This window comes from Roseibium sp. RKSG952, assembly GCF_009711355.1.
In genome coordinates this window covers 1-18,707 of record NZ_SMMF01000858.1, presented here as the reverse complement: position 1 = coordinate 18,707, position 18,707 = coordinate 1, and the positions used below count along the sequence as shown (strand labels likewise).

Annotated in this window: 16 protein-coding genes; 13 read left to right on the top strand and 3 right to left on the bottom strand. The window is 60.2% G+C overall.

Annotation, left to right across the window (positions count from 1 at the left end; all coding sequences use genetic code 11):
- The first annotated feature begins 497 nt into the window (after nucleotides 1–497).
- The 5 genes from E1297_RS11060 to E1297_RS11040 all read left to right on the top strand — a co-directional run bounded on the left by E1297_RS11060 (nucleotide 498) and on the right by E1297_RS11040 (nucleotide 5,594).
- Entirely contained in the window at nucleotides 498–1,280 is a 783-nt protein-coding gene (locus tag E1297_RS11060; RefSeq protein WP_155137984.1) for a DeoR/GlpR family DNA-binding transcription regulator, read from the top strand.
- A 2-nt stretch (nucleotides 1,281–1,282) separates the two neighbouring features.
- A complete protein-coding gene (locus E1297_RS11055; RefSeq protein WP_155137982.1) occupies nucleotides 1,283–2,356 on the top strand; it encodes an ABC transporter ATP-binding protein in 1,074 nt (357 codons plus the stop codon).
- Nucleotides 2,357–2,427: 71 nt separating this feature from the next.
- Nucleotides 2,428–3,711 (top strand): ABC transporter substrate-binding protein, encoded by a 1,284-nt coding sequence (locus E1297_RS11050; protein ID WP_196223275.1) that lies wholly within the window; start codon nucleotides 2,428–2,430, stop codon nucleotides 3,709–3,711.
- A 177-nt stretch (nucleotides 3,712–3,888) separates the two neighbouring features.
- Nucleotides 3,889–4,776 (top strand): carbohydrate ABC transporter permease, encoded by an 888-nt coding sequence (locus E1297_RS11045; RefSeq protein ID WP_244327722.1) that lies wholly within the window; start codon nucleotides 3,889–3,891, stop codon nucleotides 4,774–4,776.
- Entirely contained in the window at nucleotides 4,773–5,594 is an 822-nt protein-coding gene (locus tag E1297_RS11040) for a carbohydrate ABC transporter permease (RefSeq protein ID WP_155137978.1), read from the top strand. Before E1297_RS11045 ends, E1297_RS11040 begins: the two co-directional genes overlap by 4 nt.
- A gap of 152 nt (nucleotides 5,595–5,746) precedes the next feature.
- Here the strand turns inward: E1297_RS11040 and E1297_RS11035 are convergent, their stop codons facing one another.
- From E1297_RS11035 to E1297_RS11025, 3 genes are all read right to left on the bottom strand, one after another.
- Nucleotides 5,747–7,282 carry a tripartite tricarboxylate transporter permease gene (locus E1297_RS11035; protein WP_155137976.1) on the bottom strand — a complete coding sequence of 512 codons (1,536 nt, stop codon included), beginning with the start codon at nucleotides 7,280–7,282 and terminating at the stop codon, nucleotides 5,747–5,749.
- 12 nt (nucleotides 7,283–7,294) lie between these two features.
- Complete coding sequence (locus tag E1297_RS11030; protein WP_155137974.1) at nucleotides 7,295–7,726, bottom strand: tripartite tricarboxylate transporter TctB family protein; 432 nt, start codon at nucleotides 7,724–7,726, stop codon at nucleotides 7,295–7,297.
- Between the two features lie 96 nt (nucleotides 7,727–7,822).
- The gene (locus E1297_RS11025) at nucleotides 7,823–8,812 is read right to left on the bottom strand and encodes a tripartite tricarboxylate transporter substrate binding protein (RefSeq protein WP_155137972.1); all 990 of its coding nucleotides are present in this window, start codon (nucleotides 8,810–8,812) and stop codon (nucleotides 7,823–7,825) included.
- 164 nt (nucleotides 8,813–8,976) lie between these two features.
- Here E1297_RS11025 and E1297_RS11020 point away from each other — a divergent pair, with 164 nt between their 5' ends.
- The 8 genes from E1297_RS11020 (at nucleotide 8,977) to E1297_RS10985 (ending at nucleotide 18,438) form a co-directional block, all read left to right on the top strand.
- Nucleotides 8,977–9,648, top strand: a complete 672-nt coding sequence (locus E1297_RS11020; RefSeq protein WP_155137970.1) for a response regulator transcription factor — start codon at nucleotides 8,977–8,979, stop codon at nucleotides 9,646–9,648.
- The gene (locus E1297_RS50275; RefSeq protein WP_155137968.1) at nucleotides 9,638–12,142 is read left to right on the top strand and encodes an extracellular solute-binding protein; all 2,505 of its coding nucleotides are present in this window, start codon (nucleotides 9,638–9,640) and stop codon (nucleotides 12,140–12,142) included. Before E1297_RS11020 ends, E1297_RS50275 begins: the two co-directional genes overlap by 11 nt.
- A 309-nt stretch (nucleotides 12,143–12,451) precedes the next feature.
- A complete protein-coding gene (locus E1297_RS11010) occupies nucleotides 12,452–14,188 on the top strand; it encodes an ABC transporter substrate-binding protein (RefSeq protein WP_155137966.1) in 1,737 nt (578 codons plus the stop codon).
- 112 nt (nucleotides 14,189–14,300) lie between these two features.
- A complete protein-coding gene (locus E1297_RS11005) occupies nucleotides 14,301–15,368 on the top strand; it encodes an ABC transporter ATP-binding protein (protein WP_155137964.1) in 1,068 nt (355 codons plus the stop codon).
- Nucleotides 15,369–15,395: 27 nt separating this feature from the next.
- The gene (locus E1297_RS11000) at nucleotides 15,396–16,481 is read left to right on the top strand and encodes an ABC transporter ATP-binding protein (RefSeq protein WP_155137962.1); all 1,086 of its coding nucleotides are present in this window, start codon (nucleotides 15,396–15,398) and stop codon (nucleotides 16,479–16,481) included.
- Nucleotides 16,478–17,341 carry a carbohydrate ABC transporter permease gene (locus E1297_RS10995; RefSeq protein ID WP_155137960.1) on the top strand — a complete coding sequence of 288 codons (864 nt, stop codon included), beginning with the start codon at nucleotides 16,478–16,480 and terminating at the stop codon, nucleotides 17,339–17,341. The genes E1297_RS11000 and E1297_RS10995 overlap by 4 nt, the downstream gene beginning before the upstream one ends.
- Nucleotides 17,342–17,349: 8 nt before the next feature.
- A complete protein-coding gene (locus tag E1297_RS10990; RefSeq protein WP_155137958.1) occupies nucleotides 17,350–18,141 on the top strand; it encodes a carbohydrate ABC transporter permease in 792 nt (263 codons plus the stop codon).
- Between the two features lie 15 nt (nucleotides 18,142–18,156).
- Nucleotides 18,157–18,438: a DUF2160 domain-containing protein gene (locus E1297_RS10985; protein WP_155137956.1), complete on the top strand. Its 282-nt coding sequence runs from the start codon at nucleotides 18,157–18,159 to the stop codon at nucleotides 18,436–18,438.
- Nucleotides 18,439–18,707 lie beyond the last annotated feature (269 nt).

The following is an 18,707-nucleotide window of genomic DNA, read 5'->3' as shown; positions in this document are numbered from 1 at the left end:
GCGTTCCGCGCCCTTGACAATCAATCCCTTTTGGCGTCATCGGCACTTCTATGACGTAAGGCGGTATTATAGATGTTGCGATTGGCTTCACTATGCAGAAGTCTTTCCCGGGCAGTTTGTCATACCGGTTGATGGTCAAAGGTCTTGGACCGCGAATCGGAGTGTTCCGCGTCCATTGCGAACAAACCCGTACGGCGTCATGACATCTGTGATGGCCTTGAATCAGGTAACGCAATCGTTTTGTAAGCCGCAGCAGGCTTTGAATTTTCCCTGAATTCCGGTGGGGGCAGCCTCGCGTCCGGCGGAGCTTCCCCCATGTCCATGCGGGTGCGCCTCAAAATAACGCACTCCCTGTCACATCAGGTTCATATGAACGTCAATATACGTTCATCTGAACAAATTAGCACGTAAGCGACATCGGCAGACCGGATCTGGCGAGGTGATGCTCCCGGACCCGGGACACCTTGCTGACGGGCCGGTGGATGCGGGGAGACCATATGCTTGGAAATGTCGACATCTCGAAACGGCAGGCCGAAATTGCGGATCTGGTTCAAAAGGCCGGCTTTGCGTCGGTCGAGGATCTGGCAGAGCGCTTTGGTGTCACGACGCAAACCATCCGCCGGGATGTCAACGGCTTGTGCGAACTTGGAATTCTGCGCCGGACACATGGCGGGGTCGAGCCTCCGGCTCCTGCTGCCAACATTCACTACAGCACCCGTCAGATCCTTAATCTGGCCGAAAAAAAGCGGATCGCCGGTCTTGCAGCCCGGGAGGTGACCAATGGCCAGTCGCTGGCCTTTTCCATCGGCACCACGCCTGAAATCGTGATGCAGGCCCTGATGGGGCACGAGAACCTTGCGGTCTTCACCAACAACCTGAACGTCGCCTTCACCGCCTCGGGAAATGCCTCGTTTCAGGTGACCATCGCCGGCGGCCGTCTGCGCCACGGCGACAGGGACATTCTCGGGATTAACACGACGGAGTTCTTCAACCGCTACAAGGTCGATATCGGCATCTTCGGTGTGGCCGGGGTCGATGAGGACGGAACCCTGCTCGATTTCCACGAGGACGAGGTGGCGGCCCGCCAGTCGATCCTTGCCAATTGCCGCCAGTCCTTTCTGGTTCTGGATCATACCAAGTTCGGGCGTACGGCGCATGTCCGGGGCGGCCAGTTGACCGACGTGCATGCGATTTTCACCGATGCCCCCGTGCCTGACGGCATCGCCGCGCATCTGGCTGGAACATCGACGCAAGTGTTCATCGCAGGGAACGAGGCGTGATCATGGACGCGACAATTGCCCGGGCCGCGGCCGGCAAGGCCATACATCTTGATCAGGTCACCAAGATCTGGGGAAGCACGACCGCGGTCGACCGTCTGTCGATCGATATTCCGGCCGGCAGCTTCACGGCCCTGCTCGGGCCGTCGGGCTGCGGCAAGTCGACCACCTTGCGCATGATCGCGGGACTGGAGACCACCGACCGGGGCACGATCCGGATCGGCCATGAGGATGTCACCCGCAAGGGCTGCGCCGACCGGGACCTGTCGATGGTGTTCCAGTCCTACGCCCTGTTCCCGCATCTGTCGGTCGCCGAAAACATCGTCTTCGGCCTCAAGGTGAGGCGGATGCCGAAAGCCGAGCGCGACGGCAAGCTGAAACAGGTGGCCGACCTGTTGGGGCTTTCGGCCCTGCTGGACCGGAAGCCCGCCCAGCTTTCCGGCGGCCAGCAGCAACGCGTGGCGCTTGGCCGGGCGATCATTGCGCAAAAGCCGGTCTGCCTGATGGACGAGCCGCTGTCGAACCTCGACGCCAAGCTGCGCCATGAAATGCGGCTGGAGATCCGCGCGCTGCAGCAACAGCTCGGCTTCACCATGGTCTATGTCACCCACGATCAGGTGGAAGCCATCACCATGGCCGATCAGGTGGTGCTTCTGAACAAGGGCAAGCTGGAACAGGCTGCCGCCCCGCGTGTGCTTTACGAACGGCCGGAAACGCCGTTTGCGGCGCGCTTTATCGGCACGCCGCCGATGAACCTGTTTCCGGCCTTGATATTCGAGGGGTTCCAGGGCGGGCAGGACCTCAGTCTCGGCATTCGCCCGGAAGCATTGACGCTGAAAAAAGATGGTCCTCTTGCGGGACATGTCCGCGCGGTCGAGTTTCTCGGCGCTGATTTGCTGGCCGATTGCATATCCGGCGGCACGCCGTTTCAGGTCCGTCTTCCGGCTGCGGCCAGCCTGACGCCGGGGGAAACCGCCGCATTCGGGTTCGACACGCCGGACTTGCACATATTCGACAAGCGTTCCGGGCGCCGCCGGGATGACCTGACCCACGAAATTGGCGTGCATCTGCAGGCCTGACCCACTGTGCCGGGAAGAGGGCGCAGCACACCCCGTGTGCGAGCGGGGGGCTCAAACCGAGGAAGTCATAAATGTTGAAGTCCACATTGCTCAAGGCCGTTGCTGCAACGGCCCTTTCGCTCAGCACCTGGGCCTCTGCCCAGGCTGTCGATCTGCAATTCTATTTCCCTGTCGCCGTTGGCGGCAAGGCTGCCGACACGATTCAGGAGCTGACGGCGGCATATGAAAAGCAGAACCCGGATGTGAATATCGACGCCGTCTATGCCGGGTCCTATCAGGACACGGTTGCCAAGGCGATCACCGCGTCGCGCGGCGGCAACCCGCCCCAGCTGTCCGTGATCCTGTCGGTCGACATGTTCACCCTGATCGACGAAGACCTGATCGTGCCGTTCGACGACTACCTCACCACCGGGGAAGACAAGGAATGGCTGAACGGTTTCTACCCCGCGTTCATGGAAAACAGCCAGACCGGCGGCAAGACCTACGGCATCCCGTTCCAGCGCTCCACACCTGTTCTTTACTGGAACAAGGAAGCCTTCAAGGAAGCCGGTCTTGATCCGGACGTGGCGCCTGCAACTTGGGACGAAATGGTTTCCTTCGGCAAGAAGCTGACCAAGATCGACGCCAGCGGCAAGGTTTCCCAATGGGGGGTGCGCATCCCGTCTTCCGGTTTCCCCTATTGGCTGTTCCAGGGTCTTGCTATCGAAAACGGCGCGATCCTCGCCAATGCGGAAGGCAACCAGACCTATTTCGACGACCCGAAAGTGGTCGAGGCGCTGCAGTATCTCGTTGACCTGAGCACCAAGGACAAGGTGATGGCGCCGGGCATCATCGAATGGGGCGCGACCCCGAAGGCGTTCTTCGAAGGCCAGACCGCGATGATGTGGACGTCCACCGGCAACCTGACCAACGTGCGTGACAATGCACCGTTCGAGTTCGGCGTTGCCATGCTGCCGAAGAAGAAGGAGCGCGGCGCACCGACCGGCGGCGGCAACTTCTACCTGTTCAAGGGCACCAGCGACGAACAGGCAAAGGCAGCCGTCGACTTCGTCAAGTGGATCACCGCACCGGAACAGTCTGCCAAGTGGACTATGGCCACCGGCTATGTCGCACCGCGCCCGGCCACCTGGGACACCGAAACCATGAAGGCCTATGCGGAAAGCTTCCCGCCGGTGCTCGTGGCCCGTGACCAGCTGCAATATGCCAAGGCGGAGCTGTCCACCTACCAGAACCAGCGCATCACCGGCATCTTCAACGATGCGCTTGCAGCAGCCATCACCGGCAAGAAGACCCCGGAAGAGGCTCTGAAGGACGCACAGGCTCAGGCCGAAGCAATCCTCGCGGACTACCGCTGATCGCGGCAAGAGCAGGGCGGGCACCATGCCTGTCCCCGCCTTGAACCTTCCGTGCCACGAAGGCGTCATCCCGGCTCAGCGCTGCGCCTGGCCGGGATGCTGCTGCAACCGGGCAGGTCCTGCAGAATTTGGAACTCGGCTCCCGCAAAAGACCAATGAAAGAAGCAACCGGACATGATGCGATCACTGGGGCACAAAAGGGAATGGATTCATGGCTGGCTCTTGCTGATGCCGGCGATGGTGTTCCTGTTCGCCTTTACCCACATCCCGGCCATCACCACGCTGATCAACAGCTTCTATTCGACCCCGCGCGGGCGCAGACCCGCGAAGTTTCTCGGGCTTGAAAACTATGACCGCATGATCGCCGACCCGGTGTTCTGGAAGGTGCTCTGGAACAATCTGTGGTTCGCGCTGGGCACGATCCCGGTCTCGATCGGTCTGGCGATTGTCATGGCGCTTTGGGTCAATGAAAAACTGGCGGGACGCAGTTTCGTGCGCATGGCGTATTTCACGCCGACCGTCTTGCCGCTGATTGCCGTCGCCAATATCTGGATGTTCTTCTACACACCCGGTTTCGGACTGTTCGACCAGATCACGGGGTTCCTGTTCGGCTGGCCGGCCTCCAACTATCTCGGCGATCCCGACACGGCGCTCAATGCCATCATCGTCGTGACCGTCTGGAAGGAAGCCGGGTTTTTCATGATCTTCTACCTGGCGGCCCTGCAGGCGATTCCATTGTCGCTCAGGGAGGCTGCGCAGATCGAGGGGGCAGGGCGCTGGACCGTCTTCTGGCGCGTGACATTCCCGCTGCTGATGCCGACGACCCTGTTCGTGTCGGTCAATGCGGTGATCAACTCGTTCCGGCTGGTCGACCACATCTTCATCCTGACCGATGGCGGACCGGACAACGCGTCGGCCCTGCTGCTGTTCTACATTTACGAAGTGGCGTTCCGGTTCTGGGAAACGGCCTATGGGGCAACGCTGACCGTGGCCCTGCTGGTGCTATTGTCGCTGCTGGCGATTGGCCAGTTCTTCTTCTTTGACCGCAAGGTGCATTACAAATGACCGCTTCAGGCCCGCGTTTCGACCAGGCGCTCAACACTCTTGCAGCCTGGGCTCTTGCCCTCTTGTGGTTTCTGCCGCTTGCCTATGCAATCTGGACCGCTATCCATCCGGCTGCCTATGAGGCCCGGTTCGATCTGTTCGCCCCGTTGACGGCTGACAACTTCGTCAAGGCCTGGGAGGCGGCGCCCTTTGCCCGCTATTTTCTCAACACGGTCATTCTGGTGACGATGATCCTGATCGGGCAATTCATCCTGTGCACGCTCGCCGCCTATGCCTTCGCGCGCTTTACCTTCCCCGGCCGGAACATCCTGTTTGCGCTGGTGCTCCTTCAGCTGCTGGTGATGCCGGACATCCTGATGGTGGAGAACTACCAGACCATGCGCCTGCTCGGTCTTGTCGACACGATCCCGGCGATTGCCCTGCCATACATCGCCTCCGGGTTCGGCATCTTCCTGTTGCGTCAGACCTTCATGACCATTCCGAAGGAACTGGACGAGGCCGCGCGCATTGAAGGGGCTTCGTTTCTGGGCGTGTTGTGGCGGGTCTATATCCCGCTCGCCAAACCGACCTATCTTGCCTACGGGCTGGTGTCGGTCAGCCACCACTGGAACAATTTCCTCTGGCCGCTGATTGTGACCAATTCGGTCGACACCCGCCCGGTGACCGTGGGGCTGAGCATCTTTTCGGCAATCGACAGCGGCATCGAGTGGTCGGTCATTAATGCGGCCACGCTGATGACCTCCGGTCCGCTCCTGATCGCGTTCCTGTTGTTCCAGCGCCAGTTCGTCCAGAGCTTCATGCGTGCCGGGATCAAGTAGCCCTAATCGGCGCATGCCGCGCCCTTGACACTCAGTCCCTTGTGACACGCCCAAAAGTTATCTTTCAGGCGGTTTGTATAACTTATCAGAAAAAGAAGCGGCCCGTGTTGGGACCGGGCCGCTTCAGGTGTCGACTGGATCAGGTGGGAGGATCAGTCGACGAAGGAGCTTTCCTCTTCCTTGGCCATGTGCATGCGCTTTTTCAGCCGCTTGCCGAAAACAATCGGAAGCACGAAACCGATAATCGCGATGGACCACAGGGTGATTGAAAGCGGAGAGCCGACAAGCACCCACCAGTCGCCGTTGGAGATCGTGACCGCGCGGCGCAGGTTGGCTTCCATGGCATTACCGAGCAATGTGCCGAGGATCACCGGGACCAGCGGAACATCAAGCTTGCGCAGCACCCAGCCGAGCACCCCGAAGCCGACCATCACCATCAGGTCGAAGGTCGAGCCGGAAATGCCGTAGATCCCGACAAAGGAAATCATCGCCACGATCGGCATCAGGATCCGGGACGGGATCAGCAGCAACCGGGTGAACAGGCCGACCATCGGGATGTTCATCAGGAGAAGCATGATGTTGCCGATGAAGAGTGCTGCGATCAGGCCCCAGACCACATCCGGGTTCTGGGTGAAAAGCAGCGGGCCGGGGGTGATGTTGAGCGCCAGAAGCACGGCGAGCAGGACCGCGGTCGTACCCGATCCCGGGACGCCAAGCGCCAGCATTGGCACCAGCGCGCCACCGGCAGCCGCATTGTTGCCGGCCTCGGGGGCAGCCACCCCGCGCGGGTCGCCCTTGCCGAAGGTGCCCTCCTTGTCGACCATGCGCTTTTCCATGGAATAGGAAATGAACGAGCCGAGCGAAGCGCCTGCTCCGGGCAGAACACCGGCGATAAAGCCCAGCACACTGGTCCGCAACATGGTCGGCGTGCAGTATTTCAGCATGCTCAGGGGCGGCGTGATCCGGCCAACCTTGACCTTGCTTTCGTCCGCACCGCCCGAATGCCGGTTTTCCAGAAAGATGAACACTTCCGACAAGGCAAACAGGCCGACAATGGCGATCAGGAAATCGATGCCGTCATAAAGGTGGACTTCGCCGAAGGTAAAGCGTGGCACACCGGTCTGGCCGTCGATGCCGATGGTGGCGAGCCCGAGCCCGAGGGCGGCGGCAAAGGCCGACTTTGCCTGGTTGGTCGAGGAAATTCCGCCAAGGGTCGCAAAGGCAAGCGCGAACAGGGCGAAATATTCGGCCGGACCGAACAGAAGCGCGATCTTGACCAGCTGTGGCGCCAGAAAGACCAGACCCCAGGTGGCCAGAAACGCGCCGACGAAGGAGGCAACGCCCGACAGGGCAAGTGCTTCACCGGCACGGCCCTGTTTGGCCATGGGGTAGCCGTCGAGCGTGGTCATGAGGGCGGGTTCGTCACCCGGAATGTTCAGCAGGATCGACGAAATCCGCCCGCCATACATGGCCCCGTAATAGACCGAGGTGAGCAGGATCAGCGCCGGTGTCGGGCCGAGACCGAGAGAAAAGGCCAGCGGAATCAGGATCGCAACGCCGTTGGAAGGTCCAAGGCCGGGCAGGGCGCCCATGATGGTGCCAAGCAGACAGCCGAGCAGCGCAAGAAGCAGGTTTTGCCAGGTCAGTGCGATCAGAAAGCCGTCGCCGAGAGAGGCCAGAACGTCCATGAAGGTCCTCCCTTAGAAGCCGAAGGGACCGCGGGCCAGCGACAGGCCCAGGATCACGCGGAAAATGAGATAGATGCCGGCGGAGGTCAGAACACCTGCGACAATCGAGGAAACCGGGCTGGTGCCAAGGCGCCATGTCAGATATGCCGAGGCCACGGCGGTGGCGATCAGGAAGCCGGCCTGGGGCAAGGCTTGCGCATAGGCGATCATCACCAGGACGGCGAAGAAGATCTCAGCCAGCCGGCCGAAACTGGGCCAATGGGGAGCCGGATCCGGTTTCACGAGACAGTAGATCGAGGACAGGCCGAGCACGGTTCCGATGATGATCGGAAAGGCTTTCGGGCCAACCTCGTCCGACAGAAAGCTCTCCTGAATCAGGGTGGCCTGCCAGATATAGAAAAGTGCGAGCACAAGGCCGACACCGCCGAATACGCGGTCGCTCATGTGGGTCCTCCTCTCCATGTTTGTTCAAGGCTTTCGTTGATGCGAAGCCATTTGAAAAACCGGCACGCCACAGGCGTGCCGGTGCATTGCTGCCGATTACTTGGTGATGCCGATTTCCTTGGAAATCGTGGTGATCTCGGCAATCGAGTTCTCGACGAATTCCTGGAAGGCGGCACCGGTCAGGTCGAGCGGTTCCAGGCCGTTCTGGGCCATGACGTTTTTCCATTCGTCGGTCGCGTACATCTTGGCGATGTCGTTCACCCAGTAGTCATAGGCCTCTTCGCTCATCTTGCCGGGACCATAGAACCCGCGCCAGTTCGCGCCGACCACATCGATGCCTTGCTGGATGGCGGTCGGGAATTTGGCAAATTCGCCGGACAGGGGTTCGGGAGACAGGACCGCGATGATCTTGATGTCGCCGCTGTCGACAAAGCCCTTGGCTTCGGAAATGTCACCGGAAAAGGCCTGGATCGAACCTGCGAGCAGCTGCGTGACCGCCTCACCGCCGCCATCAAAGGCGATATACTTGACTTCGCGGACGTTCTTGATGCCGAAGGTCTTGGCGGTCATCAGGACTTTCAGGTGATCCCAGCCACCGACCGCAGAGCCTCCGCCGACGGCGACCGAACGCGGATCCTTCTTGATCTCGTCAAGAAGCTGCGGCAGCGTGTCGATCTTGCTGTCGGCAGCGACGGCAATCACACCGTAGTCCGCGCCGATCGCGCCGATCCAGCGCACCTGATCGGCGGTGTTGCCCGGATAGGCCCCTTGCGCCAAGCGGGTCGCGGTTGCCGAGGAGGCGGCCACGATCAGGTCATTGTCGCTGTCGCGCTTGCTGGTGACATAGGCGAAGGCCACGCCGCCGCCGCCACCAGCCATGTTGGTCACCTGCATGGTCGACGGGATCAGCTTGAGATCCTGCAGTGTCTTGCCGACCTGACGGCATGTGAAGTCCCAGCCGCCGCCCGGGTTGGCGGGGGCAATACATTCCGGATTTTCCGGGGTGAAATCGGCAGCCTGGGCGCTGTAAGCGCCGCACAGGACCGCGAATGCCGCAAGGCTGCGGCGGGCAAAAGCGAAAGCCATGGTTTCCTCCACTTGACTGTTCCCCGTCCGGGCTTCCGGCCGGACAGGATCTGCGGAGGCTAGCCAGCTTTGCTGTCACGAGCCTGTCAGTTGGTGTCAAGTTGCCTTATCATTGTCCGCCGGACGCTGTATCCGGGAGCATTGCACGAGGGAGGATCCGGCCGTTGCGCCTGTTGCTGGTTGAAGATACGGAGGACGTCGCCGAAGCGATTGCGGCACGGTTTGCGCGAAGCGGGACTGCCGTCGATTGCGCCGGGACACTGAACGCGGCGCGCGGATTTCTCGAGGTTCAGACCTATGACATGATTGTTCTCGACATCAACATGCCCGACGGTTCCGGAACGGAGCTTTTGCGCGGCATTCGCGGCAACGGACACCGGACACCGGTCTTGATGCTGACGGCCGAGTTCGGCATCGAGACCCGCATCGAGGCGCTTGACGACGGCGCGGATGACTATCTCGTCAAACCCTTCGACCTGCGGGAACTCGAGGCGCGTGTCCGGGCATTGGTCCGGCGCGACAAGGGGGAAAAGACACGGGCGATCGCCTTTGGTCCGCTGACCTTCGATATCGCGGGCAACAGCCTGCACATGAACGGGGTCGTGATTGACCTGACCCGCCGGGAACTGGCGTTGATGCGGGTTTTGATGTCGAACCGGGGCAGGGTGATTGCCAAGGAGCGGATCTTCGATCAGATGTTCTCGTTTGACGAAAGTGACGTCGGGCTGAATGCCATCGAAATCTATGTCGGGCGGGTCCGCAAGAAGATTGCGGGCAGTGGCGTATCCATTCGCACGCTCCGCGGCCTCGGCTATCAACTGGTGAATGATGGTTAGGCAGGCTGGTACGGCGGGCAGCGGAACCCGGGCCTTTTCCCTGAGCACCCGCGTCGGGATCGCGATGGGCATTGTTCTGGCGGCCGGGGGCGTGCTGGTGATGCTTGCAGCCTGGACCTATGGCCAGCAGGCGGCGCGGGAAACCTTCGACCGGCTGCTGGTTGGAGCAGCAAACGACATTGCCTCGGCGATCACGGTGCGTGGCGGGCGGGTCGTCGTCGACACACCGTTGTCGGCCTTTCAGCTCCTCGCTCTGGCACCGGACGACCGCATCTCCTACCGGGTCGCCGGTCCGGACGGGCAAACCTACACCGGGTACGAGACCGCGCCGTTGCCGCCACACGGTTCTACCGCCGGTCCGCAGTTCTATGATGCCGGATTTGCTGGCGAGCCTGCGCGCTACGTCGCAATCGGAAAGAGATTTGCCGAACGCCGGTTTTCCGGAGAAATCAATGTCATTGTCGGACAGACAAAACGTGCAAGAAACGCCCTTGCCTACGAGATCATGCAAAGCGCGGTGCTGGCGATCCTGCTCGCGGGGCTGATCATGGTGGTTCTGGCGGTGTTCGTTGTGCGCTCCGCGCTCCGCCCCTTGCAAAGGATCGGCGATGTGCTTCAGGCGCGCGATCCGAAGGACCTGACCCCGCTTGATCTCACCGGACCTCGCGAAACCGTTGTCATGCTCTCGGCCCTGAACGGCTTCATGCAGCGGATCGAGCGGCAATTGTCGATCATGCGCACCCTGATCGGCGATGCTGCCCATCAGCTTCGCACACCTGTTGCAGCTCTGCGGTCCCAGGCGGAACTGGCAGCGGACGAACCGGACGAATCGCGCCGCAATGAAATCGTCTCACGCATCCACAAGCGGTCTGTCGGTCTCAGCCGTCTGCTGGATCAGCTTCTGAACCACGCGATGATCACCCATCGTGCCGATGCGGCTCCGATGGAAGTCATTGACCTGAGAATGATTGCGGTCGAGGTGATCGACCAGTCCGACCATGAGGCCCTTGACCGGGACATTGATGTTCGCGCCGACCTGGCAGAAGATCCGGTTCTGGTCCTCGGTGACCGCCTGTCCCTGATCGAGGCGGCCAAGAACCTTTTGAACAATGCCGTCACCTATGGCCGTGCCCCCGTCAGGCTTGTGGTGTCGGAAGATGCCGGAGAGGCGCTGCTTGCGGTGGTGGATGCCGGGCCGGGACCGGACGAGAGTGTCCGGACGGCGCTGGGAAGCCGGTTTCAATCGGGCGGCTCGACCCGCCGGACAGGGGCCGGGATCGGATTGTCGATTGTGGCTTCTGTTGTCCGGGCGCATGGAGGACGGTTTTCGTTCGAGCAATCGGAGACCGGGGAGTGTTTTGCCGCAATCCGGTTGTCCTTGCCGAAGAAGAAAACGGCGGGCTTGCGCGTCAGTTCTCCAGTTGTGGCCTTGGTATTTTCTTTAAGCGCAGCCATGCCAATCGGCATGCCGGATGCCGTGTCGGCGCAGGAAGCCGTTGCGCAGTACGGACCCGGGACGGCACCGGAGACGCTTACGATTGCCAGCACCACCGACATTGCCGTTTTCGAGCCTGTCATCGAGGCTTTCCGCAAGTCCAATCCGCAGATGTCCATCGACTACATGCAATGGGGTTCGAACCGGCTATACGACGCAATGGAGGAGGCATGTTTGAGTGGTGCGTTCTTTGCCGACTTGATCATCAGCTCTGCCGTTCAGCAAATGGTCCGGCTCGTCAATGACGCCTGCGCGCAGCCTCATGTTTCGGCGGAGACGGCCCGCGTTCCCGAAGCGTTGAACTGGCGTGATGAACTCTATGGCGTGACGCGGGAACCGGCCGTGATCGTCTATAACCGCGATCTGGTGCCCCTCGAGGAAGTGCCGCGTTCCCGATTCGAGATCATCGATCTGTTGAGGCCCTTCGACAGCCGCTATGCGGGAAAGGTTGCGACTTACGATATCGAGACGTCCGGTCTCGGATATCTGTTTGCCTTCATGGATGCGCAGGAAGCGACCACGTTCGGGGCCCTGCTCGAATCGCTTGCACGAACCGGCGGCGTTGCCACCTGCTGCTCGTCGGAGATCATCACCGGCGTGGCCGAAGGAACCTATCTTGTCGCCTACAATGTGCTTGGGTCCTATGCGATGCTTCGGGCGCAAAACGACCCTCGTATCGGTGTGATTGCTCCTGAAGATTACACTTTGGTCCTGTCCCGCGCCGCAATGATCCCGAAAACCGCTAAGTCTGTGGCCGGGGCCCGGCAATTCCTGGATTTTCTCCTGTCGGCGGACGGGCAACGGGCGCTTGACGAAGCGCATCTCAATGTCCGGTTCGGAGAAGACGGGGAGGGCAGTCTCGAACTGCCGTCTGGCGGTGAAACCGCTTTGCGGCTCATCGAGTTACGCCCCGCCCTGCTTGTGGCACTTGACCGGGGCAAGCGCGAAATCTTCATTTCGAGGTGGCGCGAGACGTTTACCGGTGCAATGATCCCATAACCGGGGTTGTAAGTGAGAACGGCTTCTCGGCGCGCGTCGTTTCGGTATCGGGCACACTCAGTCTTTTTGATGATGCCGGAAAATGCACAAATTTTGACGATCCTGTGACAGCCGGATTCGGCGTCGAATGATCGCCGGTGATGTTCTGGGCGCTTGAAGGAAAAGGACTTTTTCCGCTTCTGGCCATAAACAGGGCACCTACGCGCAGGCCAATCCCCGAAACGCAAGTCCAATTTTCCATTGACCTTCATTTTGTTTCGCCTGATATTCGTTTTACCCGTAAAAGCGGGAATACTTAGGGAGGACCTAATGAAGCAGAGATTCTTGTCCGCGGTCGCCGCCGCGGCCGTCTTGGCTTATTCCGGTGCGGCTCAGGCCGGCATGGAAGAAGCTCAAATGTGGATTGAAAACGAATTCCAGCCGTCCACGCTCTCCAAAGAAGAGCAGATGCAGGAAATGCAGTGGTTCGTGAATGCATCCGAACCGTTCCGCGGCATGGAAATCAACGTGTTGTCCGAGACCATTCCGACGCACGAGTATGAATCCAAGACGCTTGCCAAGGCATTCGAGGAAATCACCGGCATCAAGGTCAACCACCAGCTCCTCGGGGAAGGGGAAGTGGTGCAGGCTGTCCAGACGCAGCTGCAGACCAATCGTAACCTTTACGATGCCTACATCAACGACTCCGACCTGATCGGCACGCACTCACGCCTTCAGCAGGCGGTGAACCTGTCCGACTGGATGGATGGCGAAGCCAAGGATATCACCAACCCGGCCCTGGATATCCAGGACTTCATCGGTGCTTCCTTCACCACTGGCCCGGATGGTGCGCTGTATCAGCTGCCCGACCAGCAGTTCGCGAACCTTTACTGGTTCCGCAAGGACTGGTTCGATCGTCCGGACCTGCAGGAGCAGTTCAAGGCGAAATACGGCTACGATCTCGGTGTTCCGGTCAACTGGTCGGCCTATGAAGACATCGCCGACTTCTTCACCAACGAAGTGAAGGAAATCGACGGCGTCCGCGTTTACGGTCACATGGACTACGGCAAGCGCGCTCCGGATCTCGGCTGGCGTATGACCGATGCATGGCTTTCCATGGCCGGTGCCGGCTCAAAAGGTCTTCCGAACGGCCGCCCGATCGACGAGTGGGGCATACGCATGGACGAGGGTTCCTGTAACCCGGTCGGTGCATCGGTCTCCCGTGGTGGCGCTACAAACGGCCCGGCAGCTGTCTACGCAATCCGCAAGTGGGACGAATGGCTGCGTCAGTATGCACCTCCGGGCGCTGCAGACTATGACTTCTACCAGTCCCTGCCGGCTCTGAGCCAGGGCAACGTTGCCCAGCAGATCTTCTGGTACACCGCGTTCACCGCATCCATGGTGGCACCGAAGAGCGACGGCAACAACACGGTTGACGATGCAGGCAAGCCGCTGTGGCGGATGGCCCCGTCTCCGAAGGGCCCGTACTGGGAAGAAGGCCAGAAGCTCGGCTATCAGGATGCCGGTTCCTGGACGATCCTGAAGTCCACGCCGACCGATCGTGCGAAGGCTGCATGGCTCTACGCCCAGTTCGTCACTTCCAAGACGGTTGACGTCAAGAAGAGCCACGTGGGTCTGACCTTCATCCGTGACAGTACCGTTCGTCACGAGAGCTTCACCGAACGCGCTCCTGACCTCGGTGGTCTGGTCGAGTTCTACCGCTCTCCGGACCGGGTCATGTGGACCCCGACCGGCATCAACGTTCCGGACTACCCGAAGCTGGCCCAGATCTGGTGGCAGCAGATTGGTGACGTGAACTCCGGTGCCTTCACGCCGCAGGAAGCCATGGACCGTCTCGCCGAAGAGATGGACATCGTGATGTCGCGCATGCAGCGTGCGGACGAGCGCAACGACACTTACGGCGGCTGTGGCCCGCGTCTGAACGAGCCGAAGGATCCGTCCGAGTGGCTCGGCAAGGGCGGCGCAAAAGCCAAGCTGGAAAACGAAAAGCCGCAGGGTGTGACGGTCAAGTATGAAGACCTGATCGCACGCTGGTCGGACAACTAAGCGTCCTCCCGACGCACTCAGCACTCCCGGGGCAATAATATCCGTTGCCCCGGGAGCCTCTGGATGAGGCTTCCGGAATACGGTTCCGAGTGCCAAGAAATGCGAAAAGCTCATGTCTCTTGAATTGATCAACGTCTCCAAGCGGGTCGGTGCGGAGCAGCATATTTATCCGACAGACCTCAAGCTGGAACCGGGCGGGCTGAACATCCTCCTCGGCACCACGCTGTCGGGCAAGACCACGCTCATGCAGATGATGGCAGGCCTCGACAAGCTGACGACCGGTGAACTGCGGTTCAACGGCAAGAATGTCACCAAGACACCCGTGCAGAAGCGCAACGTGTCGATGGTCTACCAGCAGTTCATCAACTATCCGAATTTCTCCGTCTTCGACAATATTGCCTCCCCCTTGCGGGTCGCAGGCGTCAATGAGGCGGAAATCAAGAAACGCGTTGGCGAAATGTCCGAGCTGATGAAGCTTTCGGGCATGCTCGACCGGCGCCCGTCCGAATTGTCCGGCGGCCAGCAGCAGCGCACCGCGATGGCCCGTGCCCTCGTCAAGGATGCAGACCTTGTTCTCCTCGACGAGCCGCTGGCCAACCTGGACTTCAAGCTGCGCGAGGAACTGCGCGACGAACTTCCGCGTCTGTTCCGCGACCGGAACTGTGTTGTGGTCTATGCCACGACCGAACCGGTCGAGGCGTTGCTGTTCGGTGGCCACACCGCGACCCTGCATCAAGGCCGGGTCACGCAGTTCGGTCCAACCAGCGAGATTTACCGCAAGCCCAAGGATCTGATCAGCGCGGAAGTCTTCTCCGAACCGCCGATCAACCATGGCGACATCACCAAGTCCGGCAAGATGATCAAGCTTGCAGGTGGCGGTGAATGGACCGCCGAAGGGGCTGCGGCGGGGTTGCCGGATGGTCATTACACGATGGGGCTGCGCCCGCATCACGTCACGCCGGTCAAGGCCGGTGGCCAGCCGATCGAGGTCAGCGGCGAAGTGCTCGTGACCGAAATCAGCGGGTCGGAAAGTGTCGCCCACTTTACCTTGGGCCGCCGGACCTGGGTGTCCCAGGCGCATGGGGTGCATCCGGTGGAAGTCGGGGAAGTCGAAAAGCTTTATGCCGATGTTTCACAGGCATTCTATTTCGACGAATCCGGCAAACTGGTCGCCGGGTAACCGCGGCAGGAATTTGGAGAAGCCGGCATGGCAAAAATCACGCTGAAGGGCTTGCGCCACAGCTACAAGGCCAATCCGTCCAAGCCGACGGATTACGCCCTGCAACAACTGGATGTCGAATGGGAAGACGGCGGTGCCTACGCGCTGCTCGGCCCCTCCGGTTGCGGCAAGACCACCCTCTTGAACATCATTTCAGGCCTTCTGACCCCGAGCCATGGTCAGATCCTGTTCGATGCCGACGATGTTACCAAGCTGGCACCGGACCAGCGCCATATCGCGCAGGTGTTCCAGTTCCCGGTCGTCTACGACACCATGACCGTTTACGACAATCTGGCCTTCCCGCTGCGCAACCGCGGCGTGGCCGAGGCGGAAGTCGACAAGCGGGTCCGTGAAATCGCGGAGATGATCGACCTGACTTCGACGCTGGACAACCGGGCTTCCGGTCTGACGGCGGACGGCAAGCAGAAGATCTCGCTCGGCCGCGGACTGGTCCGTACCGATGTCAATGTCATCATGTTCGACGAACCGCTGACCGTGATCGACCCGCATCTGAAATGGCAGCTGCGGTCCAAGCTGAAGGAACTGCACCAGCGGGTCCGCACCACCATGATCTACGTGACCCACGACCAGACCGAGGCGCTGACCTTCGCCGACAAGGTTGTGGTGATGAATGCGGGCCAGGTCGTGCAGATTGGTACGCCGGTCGAATTGTTCGAACGTCCCGAACACACGTTTGTCGGACACTTCATCGGATCGCCGGGCATGAACGTGCTGCCGTGTGAAGTGAAGGGCGGCAAGGCGTTTTATGACGGTATCGAAGTTGACAGCTGGAACGCTGCGTCCTGCAAGGACGGAAATGGCGTTGAAATCGGCGTTCGGCCGGAATTCGTGAGCTTTTCCGAAACGGATGCGGGCGTGCCGGTCGAGATCGCCAAGGTGTCCGATGCCGGACGGTTCCAGATCGTCGACACCCGCCGGGGCGACCAGAGCATCAAGCTGCTCGTTCCCGAAGGCGTCGCAATCCCTGAAAAACACGCAAACCTGGCCTTCAAGACGGACCATACACAGGTCTATCGCGACGGTTGGCTGGTCCGCGGGGGACACTCATCATGAACAAGATCGAAAACCAGAAAGCCTGGTTCTTTGTCATTCCGGTTCTCGCGCTGGTCGCTTTCAACGCGCTCATTCCGCTGATGACCGTGGTGAACTATTCGGTGCAGGAAACGTTTGGTGACAACACGTTCTTCTGGGCCGGTGTCATGTGGTTCGAGCAGGTTCTGCTTTCCGAGCGCTTCCACGCAGCTCTCGGCCGCCAGATGCTGTTCACCTTCTCGATTCTTCTGATCGAGATCCCGCTGGGTGTCCTGATCGCGCTGACAATGCCGAAAAAGGGCCCGTGGGTTCCCGTCTGCCTCATCCTGATGGCTCTGCCGCTGCTGATCCCGTGGAACGTGGTCGGTGCGATGTGGAACATCTTCGCCCTGCCGGATATCGGTCTTCTGGGCCGGACGCTGAACGCCATCGGGTTCGACTACAACTTCACCCGTCAGGTCGGCGATGCCTGGTTCACCATGATCCTGATGGATGTCTGGCACTGGACCTCGCTGGTGGTGCTGCTTGCCTATGCCGGTCTGGTCTCGATCCCTGATGCCTATTATCAGGCAGCCAAGATCGACGGTGCCAAGCCACTCGCGATTTTCCGCTACATCCAGTTGCCGAAGATGAAGAGTGTTCTGACGATCGCAATCCTGTTGCGCTTCATGGACAGCTTCATGATCTACACCGAGCCGTTTGTTCTGACCGGCGGCGGGCCCGGCAACTCCACGACCCTTCTGTCCATTGACCTTGTGAAGATTGCCCTTGGGCAGTTCGACCTCGGACCGGCTGCGGCCATGTCCCTGATCTACTTCCTGATCATCCTTCTGATGAGCTGGATCTTCTACACCGTCATGATGCGCAACGAGGCAAAATGATGAAAAACATGAGCCGCTTCGTTCCAGTCGTTTACATTACCTTCCTGCTGCTGCCGATCTATTGGCTGGTGAACATGTCGTTCAAGACCACCAACGAGATCCTCGGCGAGTTCACCTTGTGGCCGCGGGAATTCACGCTGGAAAACTACATCACGATCTTCACCGATCCGACTTGGTACATGGGTTATGTGAATTCGCTCGCCTATGTGTCGATCAACACGGTGTTGTCCGTGGCAGTTGCCCTGCCGGCCGCCTACGCGTTCTCGCGCTACCGGTTCCTGGGCGACAAGCACCTGTTCTTCTGGCTGCTGACAAACCGCATGGCGCCTCCGGCAGTCTTCGCCCTGCCGTTCTTCCAGCTCTATTCGGCTGTCGGCCTGTTTGACACCTACTGGGCGGTCGCGCTGGCGCACACCCTGTTCAACATTCCGCTCGCCGTCTGGATCCTGGAAGGCTTCATGTCGGGGGTTCCGAAAGAGCTTGACGAAACCGCTTATGTGGATGGCTATTCCTTCCCGCGGTTCTTCGTGAAGATTTTCATCCCGACGATTGCCGCCGGGATCGGTGTGGCCGCGTTCTTCTGCTTCATGTTCTCATGGGTGGAACTGCTTCTGGCCAAGACCCTGACCTCGGTCGATGCCAAGCCGATTGCAGCCGTGATGACGCGAACGGCAAGCAGCTCCGGCTACGAGCTTGGTCTTCTGGCCGCGGCCGGGACGCTGACCATCATTCCGGGTGCCATCGTGATCTACTTCGTCCGCAACTACATCGCCCGGGGCTTTGCCCTCGGCCGGGTCTGATAAAGGAGACGTCTCATGGGTCTTTCCTGGATGGCCTGGACTTTGCCGACGGCCGCATTCTTCGTCTTCGTTGCCCTGTGCATCACGTCGATGGGTGTCTGGGAGTATTTCTCTCCCGGTGGCGGGCCGCGGCGCGGGGTCCTCGGCCTCGACACCACACGCGGCGACCGCCTGTTCATCTGGCTGCTCGGCAGTGCCTTCATCTTCCTGGCCTGGCTGGGACTGATGGGAACGCCCCTCTGGGCGCCGCTCGGCATTGCCATTGTCTACGGAATTGCAGTGTTCCGCTTCGTGTGACGCAGTATTTGACAGACAAGAAAAAGGCCGCAGGGATGCGGCCTTTTTTATTGGAATTGCCTGCCGTCTTTCGTGATCGAAAGTCAGAGTTGGCCTTTGCGCGCAATACGCGCCGGAAGCTGACCGCGCCTCAAACGCCCCTCTTTAAGGCCTCTGAATATTAAAGTTTACGAAAACATGCATAATATTGCCTTACGTCACAGAAGTAGCGATGATGCCATAAGGAATTGATTGTCAAAGGTCTTTGACCGCGTAGCGGCGCGTTCCGC